Annotated in this window: 20 protein-coding genes; 15 read left to right on the top strand and 5 right to left on the bottom strand. The window is 63.5% G+C overall.

The window, feature by feature from the left end:
* Window positions 1–15 precede the first annotated feature (15 nt).
* Genes ASF20_RS11785 through ASF20_RS11770 form a run of 4 tightly spaced genes read left to right on the top strand, consistent with a single transcriptional unit; the run spans window position 16 to window position 4,552 of the window.
* Window positions 16–621: a K(+)-transporting ATPase subunit C gene (locus ASF20_RS11785; protein WP_056274430.1), complete on the top strand. Its 606-nt coding sequence runs from the start codon at window positions 16–18 to the stop codon at window positions 619–621.
* Between the two features lie 36 nt (window positions 622–657).
* Window positions 658–3,393: a sensor histidine kinase KdpD gene (locus ASF20_RS11780; protein ID WP_056274427.1), complete on the top strand. Its 2,736-nt coding sequence runs from the start codon at window positions 658–660 to the stop codon at window positions 3,391–3,393.
* Entirely contained in the window at window positions 3,390–4,091 is a 702-nt protein-coding gene (locus tag ASF20_RS11775) for a response regulator transcription factor (RefSeq protein WP_056274424.1), read from the top strand. The genes ASF20_RS11780 and ASF20_RS11775 overlap by 4 nt, the downstream gene beginning before the upstream one ends.
* Window positions 4,088–4,552, top strand: coding sequence for a PTS sugar transporter subunit IIA (locus tag ASF20_RS11770; RefSeq protein ID WP_056274420.1), 465 nt, complete (start codon window positions 4,088–4,090; stop codon window positions 4,550–4,552). The genes ASF20_RS11775 and ASF20_RS11770 overlap by 4 nt, the downstream gene beginning before the upstream one ends.
* 27 nt (window positions 4,553–4,579) lie before the next feature.
* Here the strand turns inward: ASF20_RS11770 and ASF20_RS11765 are convergent, their stop codons facing one another.
* Window positions 4,580–4,810 carry a hypothetical protein gene (locus ASF20_RS11765; RefSeq protein ID WP_056274417.1) on the bottom strand — a complete coding sequence of 77 codons (231 nt, stop codon included), beginning with the start codon at window positions 4,808–4,810 and terminating at the stop codon, window positions 4,580–4,582.
* A gap of 568 nt (window positions 4,811–5,378) precedes the next feature.
* Here ASF20_RS11765 and ASF20_RS11760 point away from each other — a divergent pair.
* The 5 genes from ASF20_RS11760 (at window position 5,379) to ASF20_RS11740 (ending at window position 7,905) form a co-directional block, all read left to right on the top strand.
* Window positions 5,379–5,579 (top strand): hypothetical protein, encoded by a 201-nt coding sequence (locus ASF20_RS11760; protein WP_056222462.1) that lies wholly within the window; start codon window positions 5,379–5,381, stop codon window positions 5,577–5,579.
* A gap of 181 nt (window positions 5,580–5,760) precedes the next feature.
* Window positions 5,761–6,270 carry a ferritin-like domain-containing protein gene (locus ASF20_RS11755; protein ID WP_056222947.1) on the top strand — a complete coding sequence of 170 codons (510 nt, stop codon included), beginning with the start codon at window positions 5,761–5,763 and terminating at the stop codon, window positions 6,268–6,270.
* A gap of 361 nt (window positions 6,271–6,631) precedes the next feature.
* Window positions 6,632–7,093, top strand: coding sequence for a 50S ribosomal protein L13 (gene rplM / locus ASF20_RS11750; RefSeq protein ID WP_056274414.1), 462 nt, complete (start codon window positions 6,632–6,634; stop codon window positions 7,091–7,093).
* 2 nt (window positions 7,094–7,095) lie between these two features.
* Window positions 7,096–7,575 (top strand): 30S ribosomal protein S9, encoded by a 480-nt coding sequence (gene rpsI, locus ASF20_RS11745; protein WP_056222465.1) that lies wholly within the window; start codon window positions 7,096–7,098, stop codon window positions 7,573–7,575.
* 78 nt (window positions 7,576–7,653) lie between these two features.
* Window positions 7,654–7,905 carry a hypothetical protein gene (locus ASF20_RS11740; RefSeq protein ID WP_056274411.1) on the top strand — a complete coding sequence of 84 codons (252 nt, stop codon included), beginning with the start codon at window positions 7,654–7,656 and terminating at the stop codon, window positions 7,903–7,905.
* 4 nt (window positions 7,906–7,909) lie between these two features.
* On the opposite strand, the gene ASF20_RS11735 is transcribed toward ASF20_RS11740, so the two are convergent.
* A complete protein-coding gene (locus tag ASF20_RS11735; RefSeq protein WP_056274408.1) occupies window positions 7,910–8,413 on the bottom strand; it encodes a hypothetical protein in 504 nt (167 codons plus the stop codon).
* Window positions 8,414–8,633: 220 nt separating this feature from the next.
* On the opposite strand from ASF20_RS11735, the gene argC reads away from it, so the two are divergent.
* Entirely contained in the window at window positions 8,634–9,572 is a 939-nt protein-coding gene (argC, locus tag ASF20_RS11730) for an N-acetyl-gamma-glutamyl-phosphate reductase (RefSeq protein WP_056274403.1), read from the top strand.
* 832 nt (window positions 9,573–10,404) lie between these two features.
* Window positions 10,405–10,938 carry a MucR family transcriptional regulator gene (locus tag ASF20_RS11725; RefSeq protein WP_056274400.1) on the top strand — a complete coding sequence of 178 codons (534 nt, stop codon included), beginning with the start codon at window positions 10,405–10,407 and terminating at the stop codon, window positions 10,936–10,938.
* 802 nt (window positions 10,939–11,740) lie between these two features.
* Here ASF20_RS11725 and ASF20_RS11720 read toward each other — a convergent pair.
* Together ASF20_RS11720 and ASF20_RS11715 are read right to left on the bottom strand one after the other, a co-directional pair.
* Entirely contained in the window at window positions 11,741–13,033 is a 1,293-nt protein-coding gene (locus ASF20_RS11720) for a hemolysin family protein (protein WP_280136490.1), read from the bottom strand.
* 155 nt (window positions 13,034–13,188) lie between these two features.
* Window positions 13,189–13,629 carry a PaaI family thioesterase gene (locus ASF20_RS11715; RefSeq protein ID WP_056274397.1) on the bottom strand — a complete coding sequence of 147 codons (441 nt, stop codon included), beginning with the start codon at window positions 13,627–13,629 and terminating at the stop codon, window positions 13,189–13,191.
* A 121-nt stretch (window positions 13,630–13,750) separates the two neighbouring features.
* Between ASF20_RS11715 and ASF20_RS11710 the strand changes: the two genes are divergently transcribed.
* The 4 genes from ASF20_RS11710 to ASF20_RS24055 are packed head-to-tail and all read left to right on the top strand — an operon-like array spanning window position 13,751 to window position 17,442.
* Window positions 13,751–14,251: a CoA-binding protein gene (locus ASF20_RS11710; protein ID WP_056274393.1), complete on the top strand. Its 501-nt coding sequence runs from the start codon at window positions 13,751–13,753 to the stop codon at window positions 14,249–14,251.
* A complete protein-coding gene (locus ASF20_RS23320) occupies window positions 14,251–15,420 on the top strand; it encodes a DUF262 domain-containing protein (RefSeq protein ID WP_082501301.1) in 1,170 nt (389 codons plus the stop codon). The genes ASF20_RS11710 and ASF20_RS23320 overlap by 1 nt, the downstream gene beginning before the upstream one ends.
* The gene (locus ASF20_RS23315; RefSeq protein ID WP_082501300.1) at window positions 15,413–16,528 is read left to right on the top strand and encodes a DUF3696 domain-containing protein; all 1,116 of its coding nucleotides are present in this window, start codon (window positions 15,413–15,415) and stop codon (window positions 16,526–16,528) included. The genes ASF20_RS23320 and ASF20_RS23315 overlap by 8 nt, the downstream gene beginning before the upstream one ends.
* A gap of 5 nt (window positions 16,529–16,533) precedes the next feature.
* Window positions 16,534–17,442, top strand: a complete 909-nt coding sequence (locus ASF20_RS24055; protein ID WP_156648049.1) for a hypothetical protein — start codon at window positions 16,534–16,536, stop codon at window positions 17,440–17,442.
* A gap of 5 nt (window positions 17,443–17,447) precedes the next feature.
* Here ASF20_RS24055 and ASF20_RS11705 read toward each other — a convergent pair whose 3' ends face one another.
* Window positions 17,448–18,773, bottom strand: a complete 1,326-nt coding sequence (locus ASF20_RS11705; protein ID WP_244476407.1) for an MFS transporter — start codon at window positions 18,771–18,773, stop codon at window positions 17,448–17,450.
* Window positions 18,774–18,870: the final 97 nt, after the last annotated feature.

Raw genomic sequence — 18,870 nt, 5'->3', positions numbered from 1 at the left:
ACCAGAGTTGTCTCCATGCTCGCCTCCCTGCGTCCCGCTCTCGCCCTCTTCGTCGTACTGACGGCGATCACCGGCCTCGCCTATCCCCTGACCATGACCGGCCTCGCCGCGGCGATCTTCCCCGCCAAGGCCGCCGGCAGCCTGATCCGTCGCGACGGCACGATTATCGGCTCCAGCCTGATCGGCCAATCCTTCACCAGCCCGCGCTACTTCCACGGGCGCCCCTCGGCGACGGTGGCCACCGATCCGGCCGATGCAGCCAAGACCGTGCCGTCGCCCTACAACGCCTCCAACTCGGTCGGCTCCAACCTTGGACCGACCAGCGCTGCCCTGGCCGAGCGCGTGAAGGGCGACCTCGACGCCCTGAGGGCCGAGAACCCCGGCGCGACGGTGCCGGTGGATCTCGTCACCGCCAGCGGTTCCGGGCTCGATCCCGACCTGTCCCCCGAGGCTGCCCTGTTCCAGGTGGCACGCGTGGCCCGTGCGCGAGGCGTCAGCGAGGACCGGGTGCGCGACCTCGTCGCCGCGCAGGTCGAAGGCCGGACCTTCGGGGTCCTCGGCGAGCCGCGCGTGAATGTCCTGGCGCTGAACCTCGCTTTGGACGCGCGCCTCCGGCAATAATCCGCGCCGGAGGACACGTGGGATGAGGGACTTTCCATGAGTGAGGATGTCCGCGAGCGCCAGCGTCCCTCGCCGGAGGCCTTGCTCGACCGCGCGCGCCGGGACGAGACGGGACGGGGCCGCCTCAAGGTCTTTCTCGGCGCAGCTCCCGGGGTCGGCAAAACCTACGAGATGCTCACGATCGGCCGGGCTCGCCTCAAGGCCGGGACCGACGTGGTGATCGGCGTCGTGGAGACCCACGGCCGCAGCGAGACCGAGGTCCTGATCGAGGGCTTCGAGGTCGTTCCGCGCCGGCGGGTCCCCTACCATGACAGCGTCATCGAGGAGATGGACCTCGACGCCCTGCTGGCGCGGCGTCCGGCCCTGGCGCTAGTCGACGAACTCGCCCACACGAATGCGCCGGGCTCGCGCCATCCCAAGCGCTACCAGGATGTCGAGGAATTGCTCGCCGCCGGCATCGACGTGCACACGACCCTCAACATTCAGCACGTCGAGAGTCTGAACGATGTCGTCGCGCAGATCACGCGCATCCGGGTGCGCGAGACGGTGCCGGACGGCATCCTCGACCGGGCCGACGACATCGAGGTGGTCGACCTCAATCCCGACGACCTGATCGAGCGCCTGAAGGCCGGCAAGGTCTACGTGCCCGCCAATGCGGAGCGTGCCCTACGCCACTACTTTTCCCGCGGCAACCTGACCGCTCTGCGCGAACTCGCCCTGCGGCGGACCGCCGATCGAGTCGACGACGAACTCCTCAGCCACATGCAGGCCCATGCCATCGCGGGACCCTGGAGTGCCGGGGAGCGGGTCATGGTCTGCGTGAGCGAGGATCCGCGCTCAGCCGGCCTCGTCCGTTACACCAAGCGTCTGGCCGATCGCTTGCACGCGCCGTGGACTGCCGTCACGGTGGAGGGCGCGCGGAGCCTCGGCCTCAGCGAAGCGGACCGCGATCGGGTCGCCGACGCCCTGCGCCTCGCCGATCGGCTGGGCGGCGACGCCGTGACCCTGCCGGGGAGCCGGCGCGTCGCCGACGACCTCCTGGCATATGCCCGGGGCGCCAACGTCAATCACATCGTCGTCGGCAAGGCGACGCGGTCCTGGCTGTTCGAACTCTTCAACGGCTCGGTGGTCCACGATCTCGTGCGCCGCAGCGGCGCCATCAGCATCCACGTCGTGCCCGGTGAGACGCTGCCGGCGCCCGTCTCCCCCAAGAGGGTGGCGACGGCCCCGGTCCGACCCGCCCTTGACGGCGCCGGCTACGGTTTCGCTGCCCTGGCCATCCTCGCCGGCCTCGGCCTTGCCCTCGGGCTGCAGCCCTACCTCGGGGTCGAGAACGCGGACCTGTTCCTGTTGACCGCGGTGGTGGCGGTCGCGGCGCGCTTCGGCCTGGGGCCGGCGCTGTCCGCCGTGGTCGCCGCGTCGCTGGCCTACAACTTCTTCTTCCTGCCGCCGGTCTACACGCTGACCATCGCCGACCCGACCAACGTGGCCGCGTTCCTGCTGTTCACCCTGGTTGCCGTGCTGGTCTCGAACCTCGCCGCCCGGGCTCGGGCGGTGGCGGTGGTCAGCCAGCGCCGGGCGCGGGCGACGGAGCGTCTCTACGGCTTCAGCCGCAAGCTTTCCGCCTGCGGAACCCTCGACGACGTTCTCTGGGCGACCTCCGCGCAGATCGCCGCGATGCTGCACGTACGGGTCGTGCTGCTGCTGCCCGAGGGCGACACGGTGACGGTCCGGGCCGGGTATCCCCCCGAGGACCGCCTCGACGCGGCGGATCTGGCCGCGGCGCAGTGGGCTTTCGCAAACGATCGGCCGGCGGGACGCGGTGCCGATACGCTTCCGGGTGCCCGTCGTATTTTCATACCGACGCGGACAGGTCGCGGCCCCATCGGGGTGATCGGCCTCGACGCGGACGGCAGCGGACCGATCCTGACGCCCGAGGATCGACGGCTGTTCGATGCCCTCGCCGACATGGGCGCCCTCGCCATCGAACGGGTCCGTCTTGTGGAGGATCTGGCGCGGGCCGAACGCGATGCCGAGACCGACCGGTTGCGCCAGGCCCTGCTGACTTCGATCTCCCATGACCTGCGGACACCCCTGTCCTCGGTTCTCGGGGCCGCCACGACCCTGCGCGACCTCGACGCCGATCTCGGCCGGGACGCGAAGGGCGACCTTCTGGCGACGATCATCGCCGAATCCGAGCGGCTGAACCGGTTCATCGTCAATCTCCTCGACATGACCCGGCTCGAGGCCGGCGCGGTCGCGGCGAACCTGACCGCACAGGACGTGGCGGAGATCGTCGACACCGCCCTGCGCCGCCTGGGCGCGATCCTGGCCGAGCACCGGGTCGTCCTGGACCTCGCACCGGATCTCCCGGCCCTTCGCCTCGACCCGGTCCTGTTCGAACAGGTCCTGGTCAACCTCCTCGACAACGCTGCGAAGTACGCCCCGGACGGCTCGACCGTCACGGTGACGGCGCAGATCGTCTCCGGCCCGTCCGGCGGGCCGTCCCAAGTCCGCCTTCAGGTCATCGACGCGGGCGACGGCCTGCCGGAGGCGGAGCGGGAGCGGGTGTTCGACAAGTTCTATCGCGCTCGGAAGGGCGACAGCGTGCGGGCCGGGACCGGACTCGGCCTCGCCATCGCCCGTGGCTTCGTGGAGGCGATGGGCGGGACGCTCACGGCGGGCAATCGGCATGATCGCAGCGGCGCCGTCTTCACCCTTCTCTTCCCGGTGCCCGCCACGAGCGCCACCGCCTCGGACCTCGCCGCATGAGCCCCGCCGTTCTCGTGGTCGATGACGAGCCGCCCATCCGCAAACTCCTGCGAATGGGGCTGGCAACGCAGGGCTACACGATCTTCGAGGCGCCGAACGCGCGCGTCGCTCTTGAGATCCTGACCCGCGAGACGATCGACCTGATCATTCTGGACCTCGGCCTGCCGGATATGCGCGGGCACGATCTTCTTCGTCGCATCCGCGAGGATCATCGCGACCTCCCGGTGGTGGTCCTGTCGAGCCGCGACGACGAGCCGGGCAAGGTCGAGGCCCTCGACCTCGGCGCGGACGACTACGTCACCAAGCCCTTCGGCATGGGTGAACTCCTGGCACGCCTGCGGGCGGCCCTGCGTCATCAGCTGGCGGTGCAGGGCGAGCGCGCCCTGTTCGAGATCGACGGCCTCAGCGTGGACCTCGTGCGCCGCATCGTCCGCGTCCGCGGCGCGGAGGTGAAGCTGACGCCGCGGGAATACGATTTCCTGCGGGTCCTGGTGCAGCATGCCGGAAAGGCCTTGACCCACGCCCAGCTGATGAACGCGGTCTCGACCTCGTCCGACCCGCAATATCTCCGAGTCTACATGCGCCAACTCCGTCAGAAGCTCGAGGCCGATCCCGAGCGCCCTCGGATCCTCCTCACCGAGACCGGCGTCGGCTACCGCCTGCGCGCGCCCGACGATGGGGGCGGACCAATCCGATGACCGTCGACGATCTCTTGCCCGCGGACCGCGTCATCTGCGGTCTGCGAACGGCCGGGAAGGCGGCGCTCCTCGACGACCTGGCGCGCCGGGCGGCGCTCGCCCTCGGGCGCGAGGCGGCGCCGATCCGCGCGGCCCTGGCGGCGCGCGAGAGCCTCGGCTCCACCGGGATCGGCGACGGCATCGCCCTGCCGCATGCGCGCCTCGACGGCCTGGACCGACCCTTCGGGCTCCTGGCCCGCCTGCGCGATCCCCTCGACTTCGAGGCCATTGATGGGTGTCCCGTGGACCTCGTCGCGCTCCTGCTCTTGCCGGCGGACCCCCGGGACGTCTCGCTGACTGCGCTGGCCTGCATCGCCCGGCGGCTGCGCGATCCGGACGTCGCGGTGGCCCTGCGCACCGCCCGTGACGTGCCGGGATTGCATGCTGCCCTGCGCCGGAATGGGCTCGGGGCCGCCGGTTGAGAGCCGGTCCGAACGCCGTTCGCTCCCTCAGATCCGAAGTTCGACGCGCTCCGCCGCGATCCTGACGGCATCCGGTCGATGCGCCGTCGCCTCCACCGCGTAATGCAGCGCGGCCTGGCAGGTGCGGAACAGGCCGCCGGCCCGGCCATGAACTTCGATGGCCACCCAGCACCCCCGCCCGTCTTGGCCGATGACGAAGCGTGGCGTGTCGGGGCCCGAGATCGGGCTGACGGGCGTGACCGGACGGGGACGGGGCATGGATGGCTCGTGGGTTCGCACGATCCCGGTGTCGGATCGCAGGAGGAATTTGCGTCGCGGCGCGTGAGGGTTCGAGCGGCAACGAGGCGTCGTTTCATAAGGGTCGCATCAGGATCCCCTGGCCCCCTCGCAGCCGCGCCGGCCCCGGATGGCCGATGTGGTTTGCGGGGCTGGCCGGCTCGCGCACGATGCGGCGACGCGACAGCACCTCGGATGTGCCGCTGGTCCCGAGACGACAGGACTCCTTCGCCTGAAGCGCCTCATGCTCCCGAACCGTCCTAAGGGAATCCGGTCTCTGAGTCGGGGGGCTCGCCATGCTGCGATCGGCCTCGCTCGCCTGCGACGGGGGCGAGCCTGGCTGGCCGGGTCTCGGGCGGCTTCTGTTGCCGTGGCTTTCTGCGGCGGAGGGGCTGATCCTCGGGATCTCCCGGGCCGACGCCGACTGCTGTTGGGCCGGGTCTACCTTCTCGACGACTGTCTGAGATTGCGCTGCGTGGCGCGCGGACCTTGACCCGGGCGTACCGGCGCGGGAAGGCAGCCCCACGGACCGGAATGAAGGAATGCCGCGATGGCCACGCCCCGCGACCTGAAGGTGCAGATGGCGGGCGAGACCCGCGCCCGCGAACGGGCTCAGGCCCTGGCCGCGACCCAGGCGGCGCGCGCTCAGCGTGCCGAGACCGCGGCGCGCGCCACCGAGGCCGAGCGCGATGCGTGGAAGGCGCGGGCGCTGGCCGCGGAGGCGGAACTGGAGCGGCTGCAGCGAGGCTGAGCGTGGCCACATCTCCACGTCGATGCGGGTCAGCGGTTTGCGACCGTGGCGCTCCTCGATGCTGGCATGTCGCGGCGGCGGCACCCACAGATGTCGCAGGTTGCGCCGGAACATGAGCCGCGATGGAGATCTTCTCGTAACGACGGCGAACGCCTTCGCTACCGATCAGGAGACGAGAAACGTGGCTATCGAGACGCGCGAAATCTATGTCACGGCTCTGAAGAACACGCATGCACTCGAGATGCAGGCGCTTCAGATCATGGAGCGGCAGGTCGAGCGCTTGCAGCGCTACCCCGAGATGGAGGCGGCCCTGCGCCGTCATATCGAGGAGACGCACGGTCAGCGGACCCGCCTGGAGGAAGCCCTGCACAGCCTTTCCGAAAGTCCCTCGAGCCTCAAGGAGGGTGTGCTCGGCTTCGTCGGAAACATGATGGCGCTCGGGCATATGCCCGCCCAGGACGAGATCCTGAAGAACGCTTTCGCGAACCATGCCTTCGAGAACTTCGAGATCGCGGCCTACGAGTCGCTCCTCGCCATTGCGGAGGCCGCCGGAGAGCAGACGGCGCTCACGGGATTCCAGCAATCTCTGCGGGAAGAAGAGGCGATGGCGCGCAAGGTTCGCGACCTCGTGCGTCCGACCACCCTGCGCTACATCGAACTGACCCTGGCCGGGGACAAGGCGGACCGCTGATCTCGCAAATCACCCGGCCCAGTCGGTTGCCCTGCACGTTCGCTCGTCTGTGCGTGCAGGGTGCGTTCGCGTGACAGACGCCGCGTCTTCCTGACAACGAATCGCTCGCTCAAGGGCCTTCCGTGAGGCCTTGAGGGTCACGAGACGAGATCCCCGCGATCAGCGGATCGTCATGCGGTAACCAGATACCTCGCGCTCGAAAGGCTTGAAAGATCGCACCTTTCGGCGTTTCACTGGCGTGGAAGAGAGCTTATCCGTCTTGACGAAACGCAGTTGGGGGCCTAATGCAGCCGCCAACGCCGTCGCGTCCCGCACGCGACGGCGCATCGTTTTGTCCAGACACCATACGGAACGCCACGGGATGAAGACCTTTTCTCTGAAGCCCGCCGACGTCGACAAGAAGTGGATCATCGTCGATGCAGAGGGCTTGGTCGTTGGCCGGCTCGCCTCCATCGTCGCCATGCGCCTGCGCGGCAAACATAAGCCCGCGTACACGCCCCACGTCGATTGCGGCGACAACGTCATCGTCATCAACGCCGAGAAGGTGAAGTTCACCGGCCGCAAGCGCGAGCAGAAGGTGTACTACCACCACACCGGCTACCCGGGCGGCATCAAGGAGCGCACGGCCAAGTTCATCCTCGACGGTCGCTTCCCCGAGCGCGTCGTGGAAAAGGCCGTCGAGCGCATGCTCCCGCGCGGCCCGCTCTTCCGTCACATCATGGGCAACCTCCGGGTCTACAAGGGCTCCGAGCATCCCCACACCGCCCAGCAGCCGCAGGCGCTCGACGTCGGCAGCCTCAACCGCAAGAACGTGAGCGCTTGATCATGGCGACCCTTCAGTCCCTCTCCGACCTGAACCGCGCGAACGTCGAGTCGCCGGAGAACGCCGCCCCGGTCCACGTTCAGAAGCTCGACGCCCAGGGCCGCGCCTACGCCACCGGCAAGCGCAAGGACGCAGTCGCCCGCGTCTGGATCAAGCCGGGCACCGGCAAGGTCGTCGTCAACGGCCGCGCCGTCGAGACCTACTTCGCCCGTCCGGTGCTGCGCATGATCCTGCGCCAGCCCCTGCAGATCGCGAACCGCGTCGACCAGTACGACATCACCGTCTCGGTGCATGGCGGCGGTCTGTCGGGCCAGGCCGGCGCCGTGCGCCACGGCCTCTCGAAGGCGCTGACGTACTACGAGCCGGAGCTGCGTTCGCCGCTGAAGCGTGAGGGCTTCCTCACCCGCGACAGCCGCGTGGTCGAGCGCAAGAAGTACGGCCGCAAGAAGGCCCGCCGCAGCTTCCAGTTCTCGAAGCGCTAAGCGCTTCCTTCGAGATGTGTCTGGTCAGGGCGGCTTCGGCCGCCCTTTCCTTTTTGAGCCTCAGAAAGACGAGTCCCCATGGCCAAGCCCTTCCGACGCGTGACCGAGCCCGACGCCTCCGCAGTGACCCTCTGTCTCGCACAGGTGGACGGCGCGACGACGGGGGAAGTGAAGCTCGCCGACGGCCGCCTCTTCAGCACCACCGGCACGCTTCCGGTCGCCCAAGCCTTCGGCATCGCCGTCCATGTCGCGAACGAGAGCGATCGTGAGATCGTTGTGATCGACCCGCAGAACGTGTGGCAACCGTCCTGGGGAACGCTGGTCGCCTGATGGATCAGGCGTGAAGGGCGCGCTCAAGTTCGCTCTTCGACATCTTCGAGCGTCCCGGAATGTCCTTTTCCCGTGCCGCCTTCATGAGGTCCGCCTTGGTCTTACCGGATTGGGATTTACGCGCTGCGGCGGTCTTCTTCGCGACGTCGGCGGGCTGCTTCGAGAACTGCTTCCCCTTGGCCGAATCGGCACGCTTCTTCTTCGACGACCGGTCGTATTCGGACTTGGACACCGAATCGCGCGCCTTCTTGGGCAGGTAGCGCTCCCCCGTCTCGCCGCTTTTCTTGCCGGACTTGGTGTCCCATTCTTCCTCGGTCCACTGCTTCAAGTGGTTGTCGTCCGACTTCTTACCCTTGTAGCCGCCGCCGGCATCCTTGTAGGCCTTGGTCGCAGCCTGCGCCTTGCGTGCCGACCATTGTCCGGGTTTTCCGCCCTTGTCGGATGCCGTGACCTCGTTCTTCACCTTCTCCCAGAGCTTGGGATCACTCTTCTCCGCGCTGGCCGACATTCGCTGTTCCTCGATTGATGGTTCCTTTGGCCCATAACAGGCCAGTCGACGGCGCCGTTCCAGGCAAGGGGAAACGATACACAGGCTTGATCGCCCGTCATCCGCCCTTCTTCGAGTGTCGCGAAGACATTGACTTGACGAAGCGTCCCGGCCACGTGGCGCATACGGGTCGATGCAGGATGCGTCTTCGTCGACTCGACGAAAAGGATATCAGGTGTCCATGAGCGAGAACGGTGTCGGGCGGAAGCCCACGGTCTTCATCGACGGCGAGGCAGGGACCACCGGTCTCGGAATTCGCGAGCGCCTCGAGCGCGACGGCCGCATCGCCCTGAAGAGCATTCCGCACGAAAGCCGCAAGGACATCGCGGTGAAGCGCGACCTTCTGCAGGCGGTCGACCTCGTTGTGCTGTGCCTCCCCGATGCCGCCGCGAAGGAGACCGTTGCCCTGGCCGACACGTTGCCGGGCGGCGGGCCCCGCATTCTCGACGCCAGCACGGCCCATCGGGTCGATCCGGCCTGGGTCTATGGCTTCGCCGAACTCGAGCCCCTCCAGGCGCAGGCGATCCGGGAAGCCCGCCGCGTGGCCAATCCCGGCTGCTACCCGACCGGCGCGATCGCTCTGCTCCGCCCCCTGGTGGAAGCCGGTCTGATCCCCGCGAATTTCCCGATCAGCATCAACGCGGTCAGCGGCTACAGTGGTGGTGGCAAGGCGATGATCGAGACCTACGAGGCGGGACAGGGGGAGCCTTTCCTGCTGTACGGCCTGGGTCTCGGCCACAAGCATCTGCCCGAGACCCAGGCTTATTCCGGTTTGACGCGGCGTCCGATCTTCATCCCGTCGGTGGGGAATTTTCGGCAGGGCATGCTTGTGAGCGTGCCGCTGCACCTCGATACCCTGCCGGGCTCACCGAATGTCGCGGATCTGGAGACCGCCCTTCGTGCCTATTACGCGGGGCAGGATCTCGTCCGGGTGATCCCCGCCGACGAAGATGAGCGGATCGAGCCGGAAGCCCTGAACGACACCGACCGGCTCGAATTGCGGGTCTTCGGCAAAGACGCCTATGGACAAGCCGTCCTCGTTGCTCGCCTCGACAATCTCGGTAAGGGGGCATCGGGGGCAGCCGTACAGAACATCACCCTGATGCTTGGGCTTGACTGAACGCCTCGGAGCGCACCCCTGCCCCGTTCGCTGGGGGCGCTCTCTCGGGTAGGGATGGTACACGTCGAGAAGGTCGTACCCGACACGGGATGCGTGTGCCGCGTCGACACCGGATTCGCGTGCCGAACGCCGTAGCTGTGCTGCGCGGGCCCACGCTGTACCAAAGCCTCGATCGACAACACTTTACCCTGATCACAGACAGGTTCTCATCCACGCGAGATCGCTGCGGCGTTCGTGAAGAAGAACTATGGGCAAACCAGAAAATGGCGACCCACCTTCCTCACCGACGATCTCTGGTCAGATGCCGGCACGGCCTTCCCCAAGCATTTCTGGCTGATGCTGTACGAACTCTCCTCCATTCATTGCGAACACCGTAAAAGTGTTCTATCGAACGCAACGTTATGTCCGATGGTCAGTCCGAATCTTGTGGGAGACCGTCGGAACAGCAGTCGATGCTCTCGATGAGGCGCGGATTTCCGTCTGTCCGCGTAGGGTGAAACCGCCGTTTGCGAACGCGTCAACAATGCCGAGCGTTCTTTGAGGGACGGATTCGGTCAAAGCCCGATCCTGTTGCGCTGACGGAATGGTTTGTTCCAGCATCGTCTCTCGGATCATGCGTAGATCTCCGCTCCTGCTCGATCCGTGATGGTCTTGTTGGGCAACTGGAACGCGACTGCTGCAAAGTGTGCAGGCGATACGCGAAAAATTGATAAATGATCCACACGGACAGGATGAAAAATTGCCCATTCTGTGATGTAACATCTTGCTTGCAAAAAGATCTGAGCCTACGCTTCAAGACAACATCGGCTCTTATGCAGATTGGCTACGAAACATGACCGAAACAGACAACGACGCAGCTCGACTCATCACCCTGGCCGCCGACATCGTCTCGGCCTACGTCAGCAATAATCATGTACAGAGCGCGGAGCTTCCTAAGCTGCTCAGTGATGTGCATGAGGCGATCCGTGGCGTAACCGCCAGTGGCACGCCGGCAGCCGAGGCGGGTCCGCCGAAGGCGACTCCCCAGGAGATCCGCCGCTCGATCACGGCGGACTATCTGATCAGCTTCGAGGACGGAAAGCAGTACAAGACGCTGCGTCGCCACCTCACCCTGCGTGGCCTGACGCCTGAGCAGTATCGGGCCAAGTGGGGCCTCGCGCCCGACTATCCGATGACCTCGGCAAGTTACTCGGAGCAGCGTTCCGAGTTGGCCCGAGCCCTCGGCCTCGGTCAGCAGCGCCGGAAGGGTGTAGCCAAGAGCGCGCCGGAGGAGACCGTGTCCGCTTCGCCGCCCGAGGAGGAGGCCGCCGAGGCTCCGCAGGCCGAAAAGAAGCGTCGCGGCCCGCGCAAGAAAGTCGACGCCTGAGTTTGGATCAGGTCTGCACGCGCCAAGGTGCGTGCAGACCGTTTTCGACATGGTCTGCACCGGCGATGGGGCGCTGATCGGGTTTCCGCCCGGTCGGCGCCGCTCGTGTTGTTATCCGGTCCGGTTGCTTGCGTGACGTGCCGATGTCTGGAGCCAGCGCTCGCCTCGCAATGCGTCCCATCCAGAGTGCCGAAGCCGCACGTCTGCGGGCTTGCACCCTTCGCTCCACATCGGTCGAGCGCGTGCGCGTCAGCGAGACGCTTGTGTCGTGCGATCCTGTAACCGCTGCGGCTCCGGTGCGGCGTTTGCCATGAGGCGCCCGCCCTGCACCGGTCAGCGCGTCCGTAGCCCTCCGATCGAGCCGCTGTAGAGCGCCCTCGCCGGCGCCTTCGAGCGTCGGCTCTCCCGAGGAGGAGCGGGGCGCAGTAGGTGCTATGGGCTCGGCAGAAGCGCCGTGACTGCCCAGCTGGTGCCCTCGCGGAGGTCGGCGTGGCCGGTTGAACCTCGCAGGCCGCGGGTCATCGGTTGGTCCCCTCAGCGGACCTCCAGATCCGGTGCTTGCAAAACGCCCTCGCCTTCCATTTCGCGTGGTGCGTGAGGGGGACGACTCGCCATTCCTGCGTCGTCCTATGATCCCGAACGCGCGCATGCCCGTCGCCCCCGCGAGCGGCGAGGTCCTCGAAGGCCGCCCTGGAAACCGCATTCCACGCGGCCTCCCGGCCCCCGTGGGCGTCAACGCGATCCGCCAAGGGCGCGGCTTGCCGTCGATCGTGCGCAGCCGTCCCCCGAACCCGCTCGGCCCTCAGGACAGGGGCGTCGCCAGAACCTTGTCGATGCGGCGGCCGTCCATGTCGACGACCTCGAAGCGCCAGCCATGCGACTCGAAGTGGTCGCCGGTGCCCGGGATCCGGCCGAGGCGGAAGATCACGAAGCCGGCGAGCGTGGTGAAGTCGTCGGAATCCGGATGCTCAGCGAAGGCGAGGCGGTCGAAGGCCTGCGAGGCCGGCATCATGCCGTCGATGAGGAGCGAGCCGTCCTCGCGCTCGACCACGTTCGGCTCGTCGCCGACTTCGGGGATGTTTCCGGCGATCGCCTCCAGGAGATCGGTCTGCGTCACGATTCCTTCCAGGCTGCCGTACTCGTCGACCACCACCGCCATCCGCACGGGCTTGGCCTGGAAGGTCTCCAGCACGGCGAGGATCGACATGCTCTCGTGCACGACGATCGGGGGCTGGGTCACGGCCAGGACGTTGACGGGCTTGCCGTCGAGCAGCTGGTTCAGCAGGTCCTGCTTGCGCACGACGCCGACGATCTCGTCGACTTCGCTGCGGCTCACCACCAATTGGGCGTGGTCGCAGGCACGCACGGAGGTCAGGATGGCCTCCGGCTCCTCGTCGGCATCGACCCATTCGACCTCGTGGCGCGGGGTCATGATATCGCGCACGCGGCGCTCGCCGATGGAGAAGATGCGCTGCACCGCCTCCTGCTGCGCCTCGCGGATCAGGCCGGCCTCCTGGCTCGCCTGGACCAGGAGGTTCAGTTCGGCGGTGGAGTGCAGCGAGCCCTCGCCGTGTCCCGTCTGCAGGCCGAACATCCGGACGACGCCGTTGCCGAGGCCGTTCAGGAAGAGGATCGCCGGGCGGAAGACGAAGAGGAAGACGCCCAGGGGCCGGACGACCGCCAGGGCCGTGCGCTCGCTGCGCTGGAGCGCCAGGCTCTTCGGGGCGAGCTCGCCCAGCACGATGTGCATCGCCGTGATGATGACGAAGGAGATCACCACCGCGATGGTGTGGGCGGCCGTGGTGCCGACCGGTTCCGGCAAAAAGCTCAACGCCGGCACGATGATATGCGCCAGGGCCGGTTCGCCGACCCAGCCGAGGGCCAGGGAGGAGATCGTGATGCCGAGCTGGGTCGCGGCCAGGTAGGCGTCGAGCTGATCGGTGGCGCGCTGGAGCGAGCGGGCATGGGTCCGACGCTCGGAGACCAGTTCGGCGACCCGGCTCTTGCGGACGGAGACCAGGGCGAATTCGGCGGCCACGAAGAATCCGTTGGCGAGCACGAGGGCAAAGACGGCGAGGAGGCCCAGGCCGGTCACCCATACATCGTCGGAAATCGTCGTCTCCCCTGGTCAGCGCCGGATCTCTACCAGCTACGCGCGAACCGGGCCACCGGACAACGCTCGTATACCGCGGAGGTCGTGTCGAGGTCGCGGCATTTCGGGTCCCGCGCCGACCCCGTCGCGCGTCGCCCTCAGGCGCCCGGCGGAATCGCGTAGGTACCGGTGGCGTGGCAGACGAGCGGGCCGCCGTCCGGGCCGGTGATGTGGACCTCGCCGACGGCGAGGCGCCGGCCGAGCTTGAGCAGGCGGGCGGTGCCGAGGAGGCCGGTGGGGCCGGGCCTGCGCAAAAAATTGAAGCTGAGGCTGGTGGTGACGGCGAGCGCCACCGGGCCGAGGCTGGCGAGGATCGCCGCGTAGAGGGCGTAGTCGGCCAGCGCCATCATGGAGGGACCGGAGACCGTGCCGCCGGGGCGCAGGTGCCGGTCGTGATGGTCCATCCGCATCCGGGCGAGGCCGGGGCCGACCTCGACGAGGTGGTAGGTCCGGCCCCCGGCCTCCATCTGCGGGAAGGCCGATTCGAGGAAGGCCGCGGTCTCTTCCAGCGTGAGGGCCTGGGGCAGGGTCTCGGACATAAACGGACACTCCGGTTCATCGGGCCGCGCCCGACCCGATGACGCGGGACGATCGCGCGAGGACTTGGCGTGACCCCGCGAAGCCTTGCAGCACGCCCCCGCTTGCCCGACAAGATCGGGGATGCGCCAGTCCCACGATGCCTACGACCCCGCCCTGATCCGCCGGGTCCTCGCCGAGACCCGGACCATCGCCCTGGTCGGCGCCTCGGCCAACCCGGCCCGGCCGAGCCACCACGTCATGGCCTTCCTGCTGGAACGCGGCTACCGCGTGATCCCGGTCAATCCCGGGCTCAGTGGGCAGGTGCTCCAGGGCCAGCCCGTGATCGCCCGCCTCGCCGACCTGCCCGAGCCCGTCGACATGGTCGAGATTTTTCGGAGCTCCGACGCCGCCGGCGGCGTGGTGGACGAGGCCCTCGCCCTCCCCCAGCCGCCGCGCTTCATCTGGATGCAGATCGGGGTTCGGGATGAGTCCGCCGCCGCACGGGCTGAGGCGGCGGGGTGTGTTGTGGTGATGGATCGGTGTCCGAAGATTGAAATATTTACGCTTCACCAGCGGTCTATCATCTCATATGCTAATCCGATAGCAATCGATGAAGTAAAAAAATCAGCTAGGACATTGTAATGAGCCAATCTCAAAATTTTTTAGAAGAAAAAACATCGTTCGGCGAGGCTTCAGGTGTCGAAGATGAGCAGATTGATAGAGATGAGGATATTTCTGTAATTGGAGAGCCATTTAATCCCGACAAGATAGACGTTGCTACTCGATCAATGACAATTGATCTACTTTTATCTCGTATCAAATCGAATGCAATCGATTTGGAGCCTGATTTCCAGCGCCGGCGAGGCATATGGACCGATAGACAGCAAAGTAGGCTCATTGAGTCTTTATTGCTAAAAATACCTCTCCCAACACTTTATGCCGCGGAAGATGAGGAGGAAAATTGGGTTATAGTTGATGGTATTCAGAGACTCACAACGATTACCCGATTTATGGACCCTGACATAATATCAGAAACAAGATTAATATTGGGAGGATTGGAGTATTTGGGATCCGCATTTAATGGAAAATCATTTCAAGGGCTCTCGTCTAGATTTCAGAGAAGGCTTAGAGAGACGGAGTTGGTAGTACATTTAATCAAGCATGGTACTCCAGAAGAGGTAAAATTTAATATTTTTGCCAGAATCAATACAGGCGGCCTTCCGCTTTCCAGTCAGGAGTTGCGCCATGCTTTAATTCCAGGCAGAGCCCGCTCGTTTTTGGCGGATCTCGCGGGGACGGTCGAATTCAAGGCGGCGACATCAAATAGCATTCGCGACGAACGAATGGCAGATAGAGAAATGGTGCTGCGGTTCATCGCGTTTAAGCTTAATCCGCCACAGCAATACAAGGCATACGATTTTGATCGATTTCTGGGAGACACAATGAGAGAAATTAATGGTAAAAGCGAAGATTTTTTGAATAGTTTAAAGAGAGATTTTCGCTCAGCTTTGCGCGCTGCCCTCAAGATATTTGAGCAAGACGCGTTTCGTAAGCGGTACCGTGTTTCCGACGCTCGCTACCCTGTGAATAAAGCTTTATTTGAAACTTTTGTAGTAAATCTAGCCAATATCGGATCTAGCCGACGGCAAGGATGCATCGACAATAAAGATTTGGTGAAAAACGAATTTATGCTGCTCATGAATACACGCGAGTTTGAATCTTCGATCTCGCAAGGTACGGGCGACATAGCGAAAGTACGCAGAAGGTTTGGCGAAGTCGAAGCGCTTTTAGTTAGGTGTTCAAATGATTGAATCAATCAGACTTCAGAACTTTAAGGCTTTCAAGGATATTTCGATTAAATTTAGACAGATTACATTACTATCTGGCTTGAATGGTTCTGGAAAAAGTACAACCCTACAGGCTTTTGCGCTACTTAGACAATCTTTTGACAATGGGTTTATATTCAAATCATCACTTACTCTAAATGGTCATCTCGTCGATCTCGGAGTAGGTCGTGATGTCCTCCATGAGAACAATGATAGAGATGAAATAGTTATTTCATTGAAAGAAAATTCGTCATCCGACGTACTTCATTGTGCGGTCAGTTACGACCAGATGAGCGATGTTCTTGAGGGAAAATCGGCGCTGTCACACGAAGAGCTAAGCAAATTCTCATTATTCAAAGATTATTTTCAGTATTTAAAGGCAGATCGCGTGAGTCCTATGGTGAGTTATCCAAAATCTCACCATGTAATAAGCACACAGAAATTTCTTGGAAGCAAGGGAGAGTTTGCTCCGCACTATCTGTTTAAGTTTCAAGACAGCGAAGTTAATCATGCTATTAAAAGGCACCCGTCTTTTTCCGCGACAAGCGGTCTCTTAAGTCAAATTAATGCTTGGATGCAGGAAATAAGCCCCGGCGCAAGAGTCAGCGTAGAAGAAGTTGATCGAACAGATACCGTAAGATTGGCATATGGATACGGATCGAACGCAGGAATTAAAAGCTCTGAGTTATACCGGCCTACAAACGTTGGTTTTGGTCTTAGTTATTCTCTTCCAATACTCCTCGCTTGTCTAACAAGTCCGCCTGGAAGCTTAGTTCTTGTAGAAAACCCGGAGGCTCACCTGCATCCACAAGGTCAGGTTGCGTTAGGCGATTTGCTGGCCAGAACTGCAGCTTCAGGTGTGCAAATCATAGTTGAAAGCCATAGCGATCATATCCTTAATGGGTTGCGTATAGCAGTCAAAAATAAAATTATTGATTCAGAAAAACTTCAACTCAACTTTTTCTCGCGTGCGCTAGATGGGGCGCAACCCAGCCTAGTGACTCCCGAAGTTGACCCGACTGGTCGCTTATCGAAATGGCCGGACGGCTTTTTCGATCAGTGGGATAAGAGCATCGACCTGATACTAGGATAGAATCAATGAGCTTTCCGATATTTATTAATGAGCTTTCGTACAATCCGAATATTATTATTGAAGACGAAGCCGCTCAAATTGCTAATTTGCTTCTGGAGGTATTGAGAATAATTCGACAAACAAGGCGTGACGTAGTTGTGCACAGCGAATGTACGCTAAGTGCAACAGAGGTCGGCGCAGGAAAAACGCTGATCGAAATTTTTAGAGGAGATAAATTCAAAGAGGAATGGCGTCTGATTAGAGGATTAGAGAATCGGTCGCCATTTGACTCGTCGAAGTTGTATGAGAACACTGATTATGTATACGGAACCCGCATTGCAAAAGGGTTAGGCTTAGCTCAATCGATCAACACGGTTGCAGTGAGTCTGAACAGTGAGCCCTGGAAAGTACAATATATAGAACTTGCAAAATCAAAAATAATCGAAAATACGGAAGGAGAAGTGGAAGTATCTACATCGAATGTCTCGGTCCGTCATATTTCTTGCAAAGAGCACGTCGAAACCCATAGGCAATGGTGCTCAAAATATTCGGAAAATATTCTAAGTGGTGACGAGATATGGGAGCTTCGTGCTAATATATTTCCAAATCTTCGATTTCTGTCACGCACCGAAAATCAGATCAGAAGCCTTTTGATTGGAACCCAAGCGTTGAAGGAAGTAAAGCTTCGACTATTCGAGCTTAACGAATCGTTCTCGAATTGGGATCCAACCTCCGGCGATCTACCAAAATTCCAAAGTAATGTTACTCCAGAGCATAGCACTCGGAAAAAGCTTTGCTGGTTTACAAATTCCGCTGGAGAAAACAAGCTATTCGACTGGCATGCTCGGTTCACTCCCGGCTGCGGAAGAATTCACTTCTTGATGGAATATGACACATCGTGCGCCATCATCGGACACGTAGGCGAGAAACTGTAGTCGTTTCAACTTGGAGCAGACAGCTGAATATCGCTTGTCTCCTGCATCGACGCCACCGCCGCAAAACTAACCCCAGCCGCCACCGCCAAATAAAGCCCCACCCAACCCACACCACCCCATTCCGACAACCGCTGCGCCAGGTACGGCGCAGCGGAGGCCCCCAGAATCCCGGCGAGGTTGTAGGTCACGCTCGCCCCGGTGTAGCGCACGCGGGTGGGAAACAGTTCGGGCAGCAGGGCGCCCATGGGGCCGAACAGCCAGCCCATGGCGAAGAGGCCCAGGCACAGGAAGCCGAGGACGAGTCCGCCTTGGCCGCTGCCGAGCATCGGGCCCATCAGCAGGCCGAGGCTCGCCGTGAAGACGAGGCCGGAGAGGAGGACGGGGCGGCGGCCGTACCGATCGGCGGCCCAGCCCGAGAGAGGGATGCCGAGGCCCATGAACAGCACGGCGACGCATTCGAAGAGCAGGAAGGTCGGCCTTGTGAAGCCGAGCGTCGAGACGCCGTAGCTCAGGGCGAAGACGGTGGAGAGGTAGAACACCGCGTAGCAGGCCACCATGGCGAAGGTGCCGAGCAGGGTCGCGCGGAGGTATTTGGTGAAGATCACCGCCAGCGGCACCTTTTCCGGGGCGGCCTTCTCCAGGGCGGCCTTGAAGACCGGGGTCTCGGTGAGCTTGAGGCGGACATAGAGCCCGACGCCCACGAGGACGGCGCTCGCCAGGAACGGGATGCGCCAGCCCCAGGCCTGGAAGTCGGCGGGGCTGAGCGCCAGGGCGAGGCCGAGGAAGCCGAGATTGGCGGTGATGAAGCCCACCGGCGCCCCGAGCTGCGGGAAGATGCCGTAGAGGGCACGCCTTCCGGGCGGCGCGTTCTCCACCGCCAGCAGGGCCGCCCCGCCCCACTCGCCGCCAAAGCCCACGCCCTGGCCGAAGCGCAGCACGCAGAGGGCGAGGGGCGCCCACCAGCCGGCGGTGGCGTAGGAGGGCAGGCAGCCGATCAGCACCGTCGACAGGCCCATGATCATCAGGGAGGCGACGAGCGTGGCCTTGCGCCCGACCCGGTCGCCGAAATGGCCGAAGAACGCGGCGCCCAGGGGCCTTGCGATGAAGGCGATGGAGAAGGTGGCGAAGGCCGCCAGGGTCTGCACCGCCGGATCGCCGGGCGGGAAGAAGATCGGCCCGATCACCAGGGCGGCGGCGGTGGCGTAGACGTAGAAGTCGTAGAACTCGATCGCGGTGCCGACGAAGCTGGCGATGAGGATGCGCGCGGCCGGGACGGCCTCGGCGGGTGTCGTCGGGCGGGTCGCGGCGGGGCGGAGGGCTGTCTGGCTCATGGCCGGGGCCTTAGCGCAGGCGCGACCGGCAGGATAGCGCTGGTTCGGGGTCGGGCGGAGCGTTAGCGCGCATGGCCTTCTCCCCTCTGCGGGAGAA

It is taken from the genome of Methylobacterium sp. Leaf88, assembly GCF_001422795.1.
Taxonomy (GTDB): domain Bacteria; phylum Pseudomonadota; class Alphaproteobacteria; order Rhizobiales; family Beijerinckiaceae; genus Methylobacterium.
Note: the sequence above shows the minus strand (reverse complement) of the source record. Positions and strands in the feature narration are given on the sequence as shown.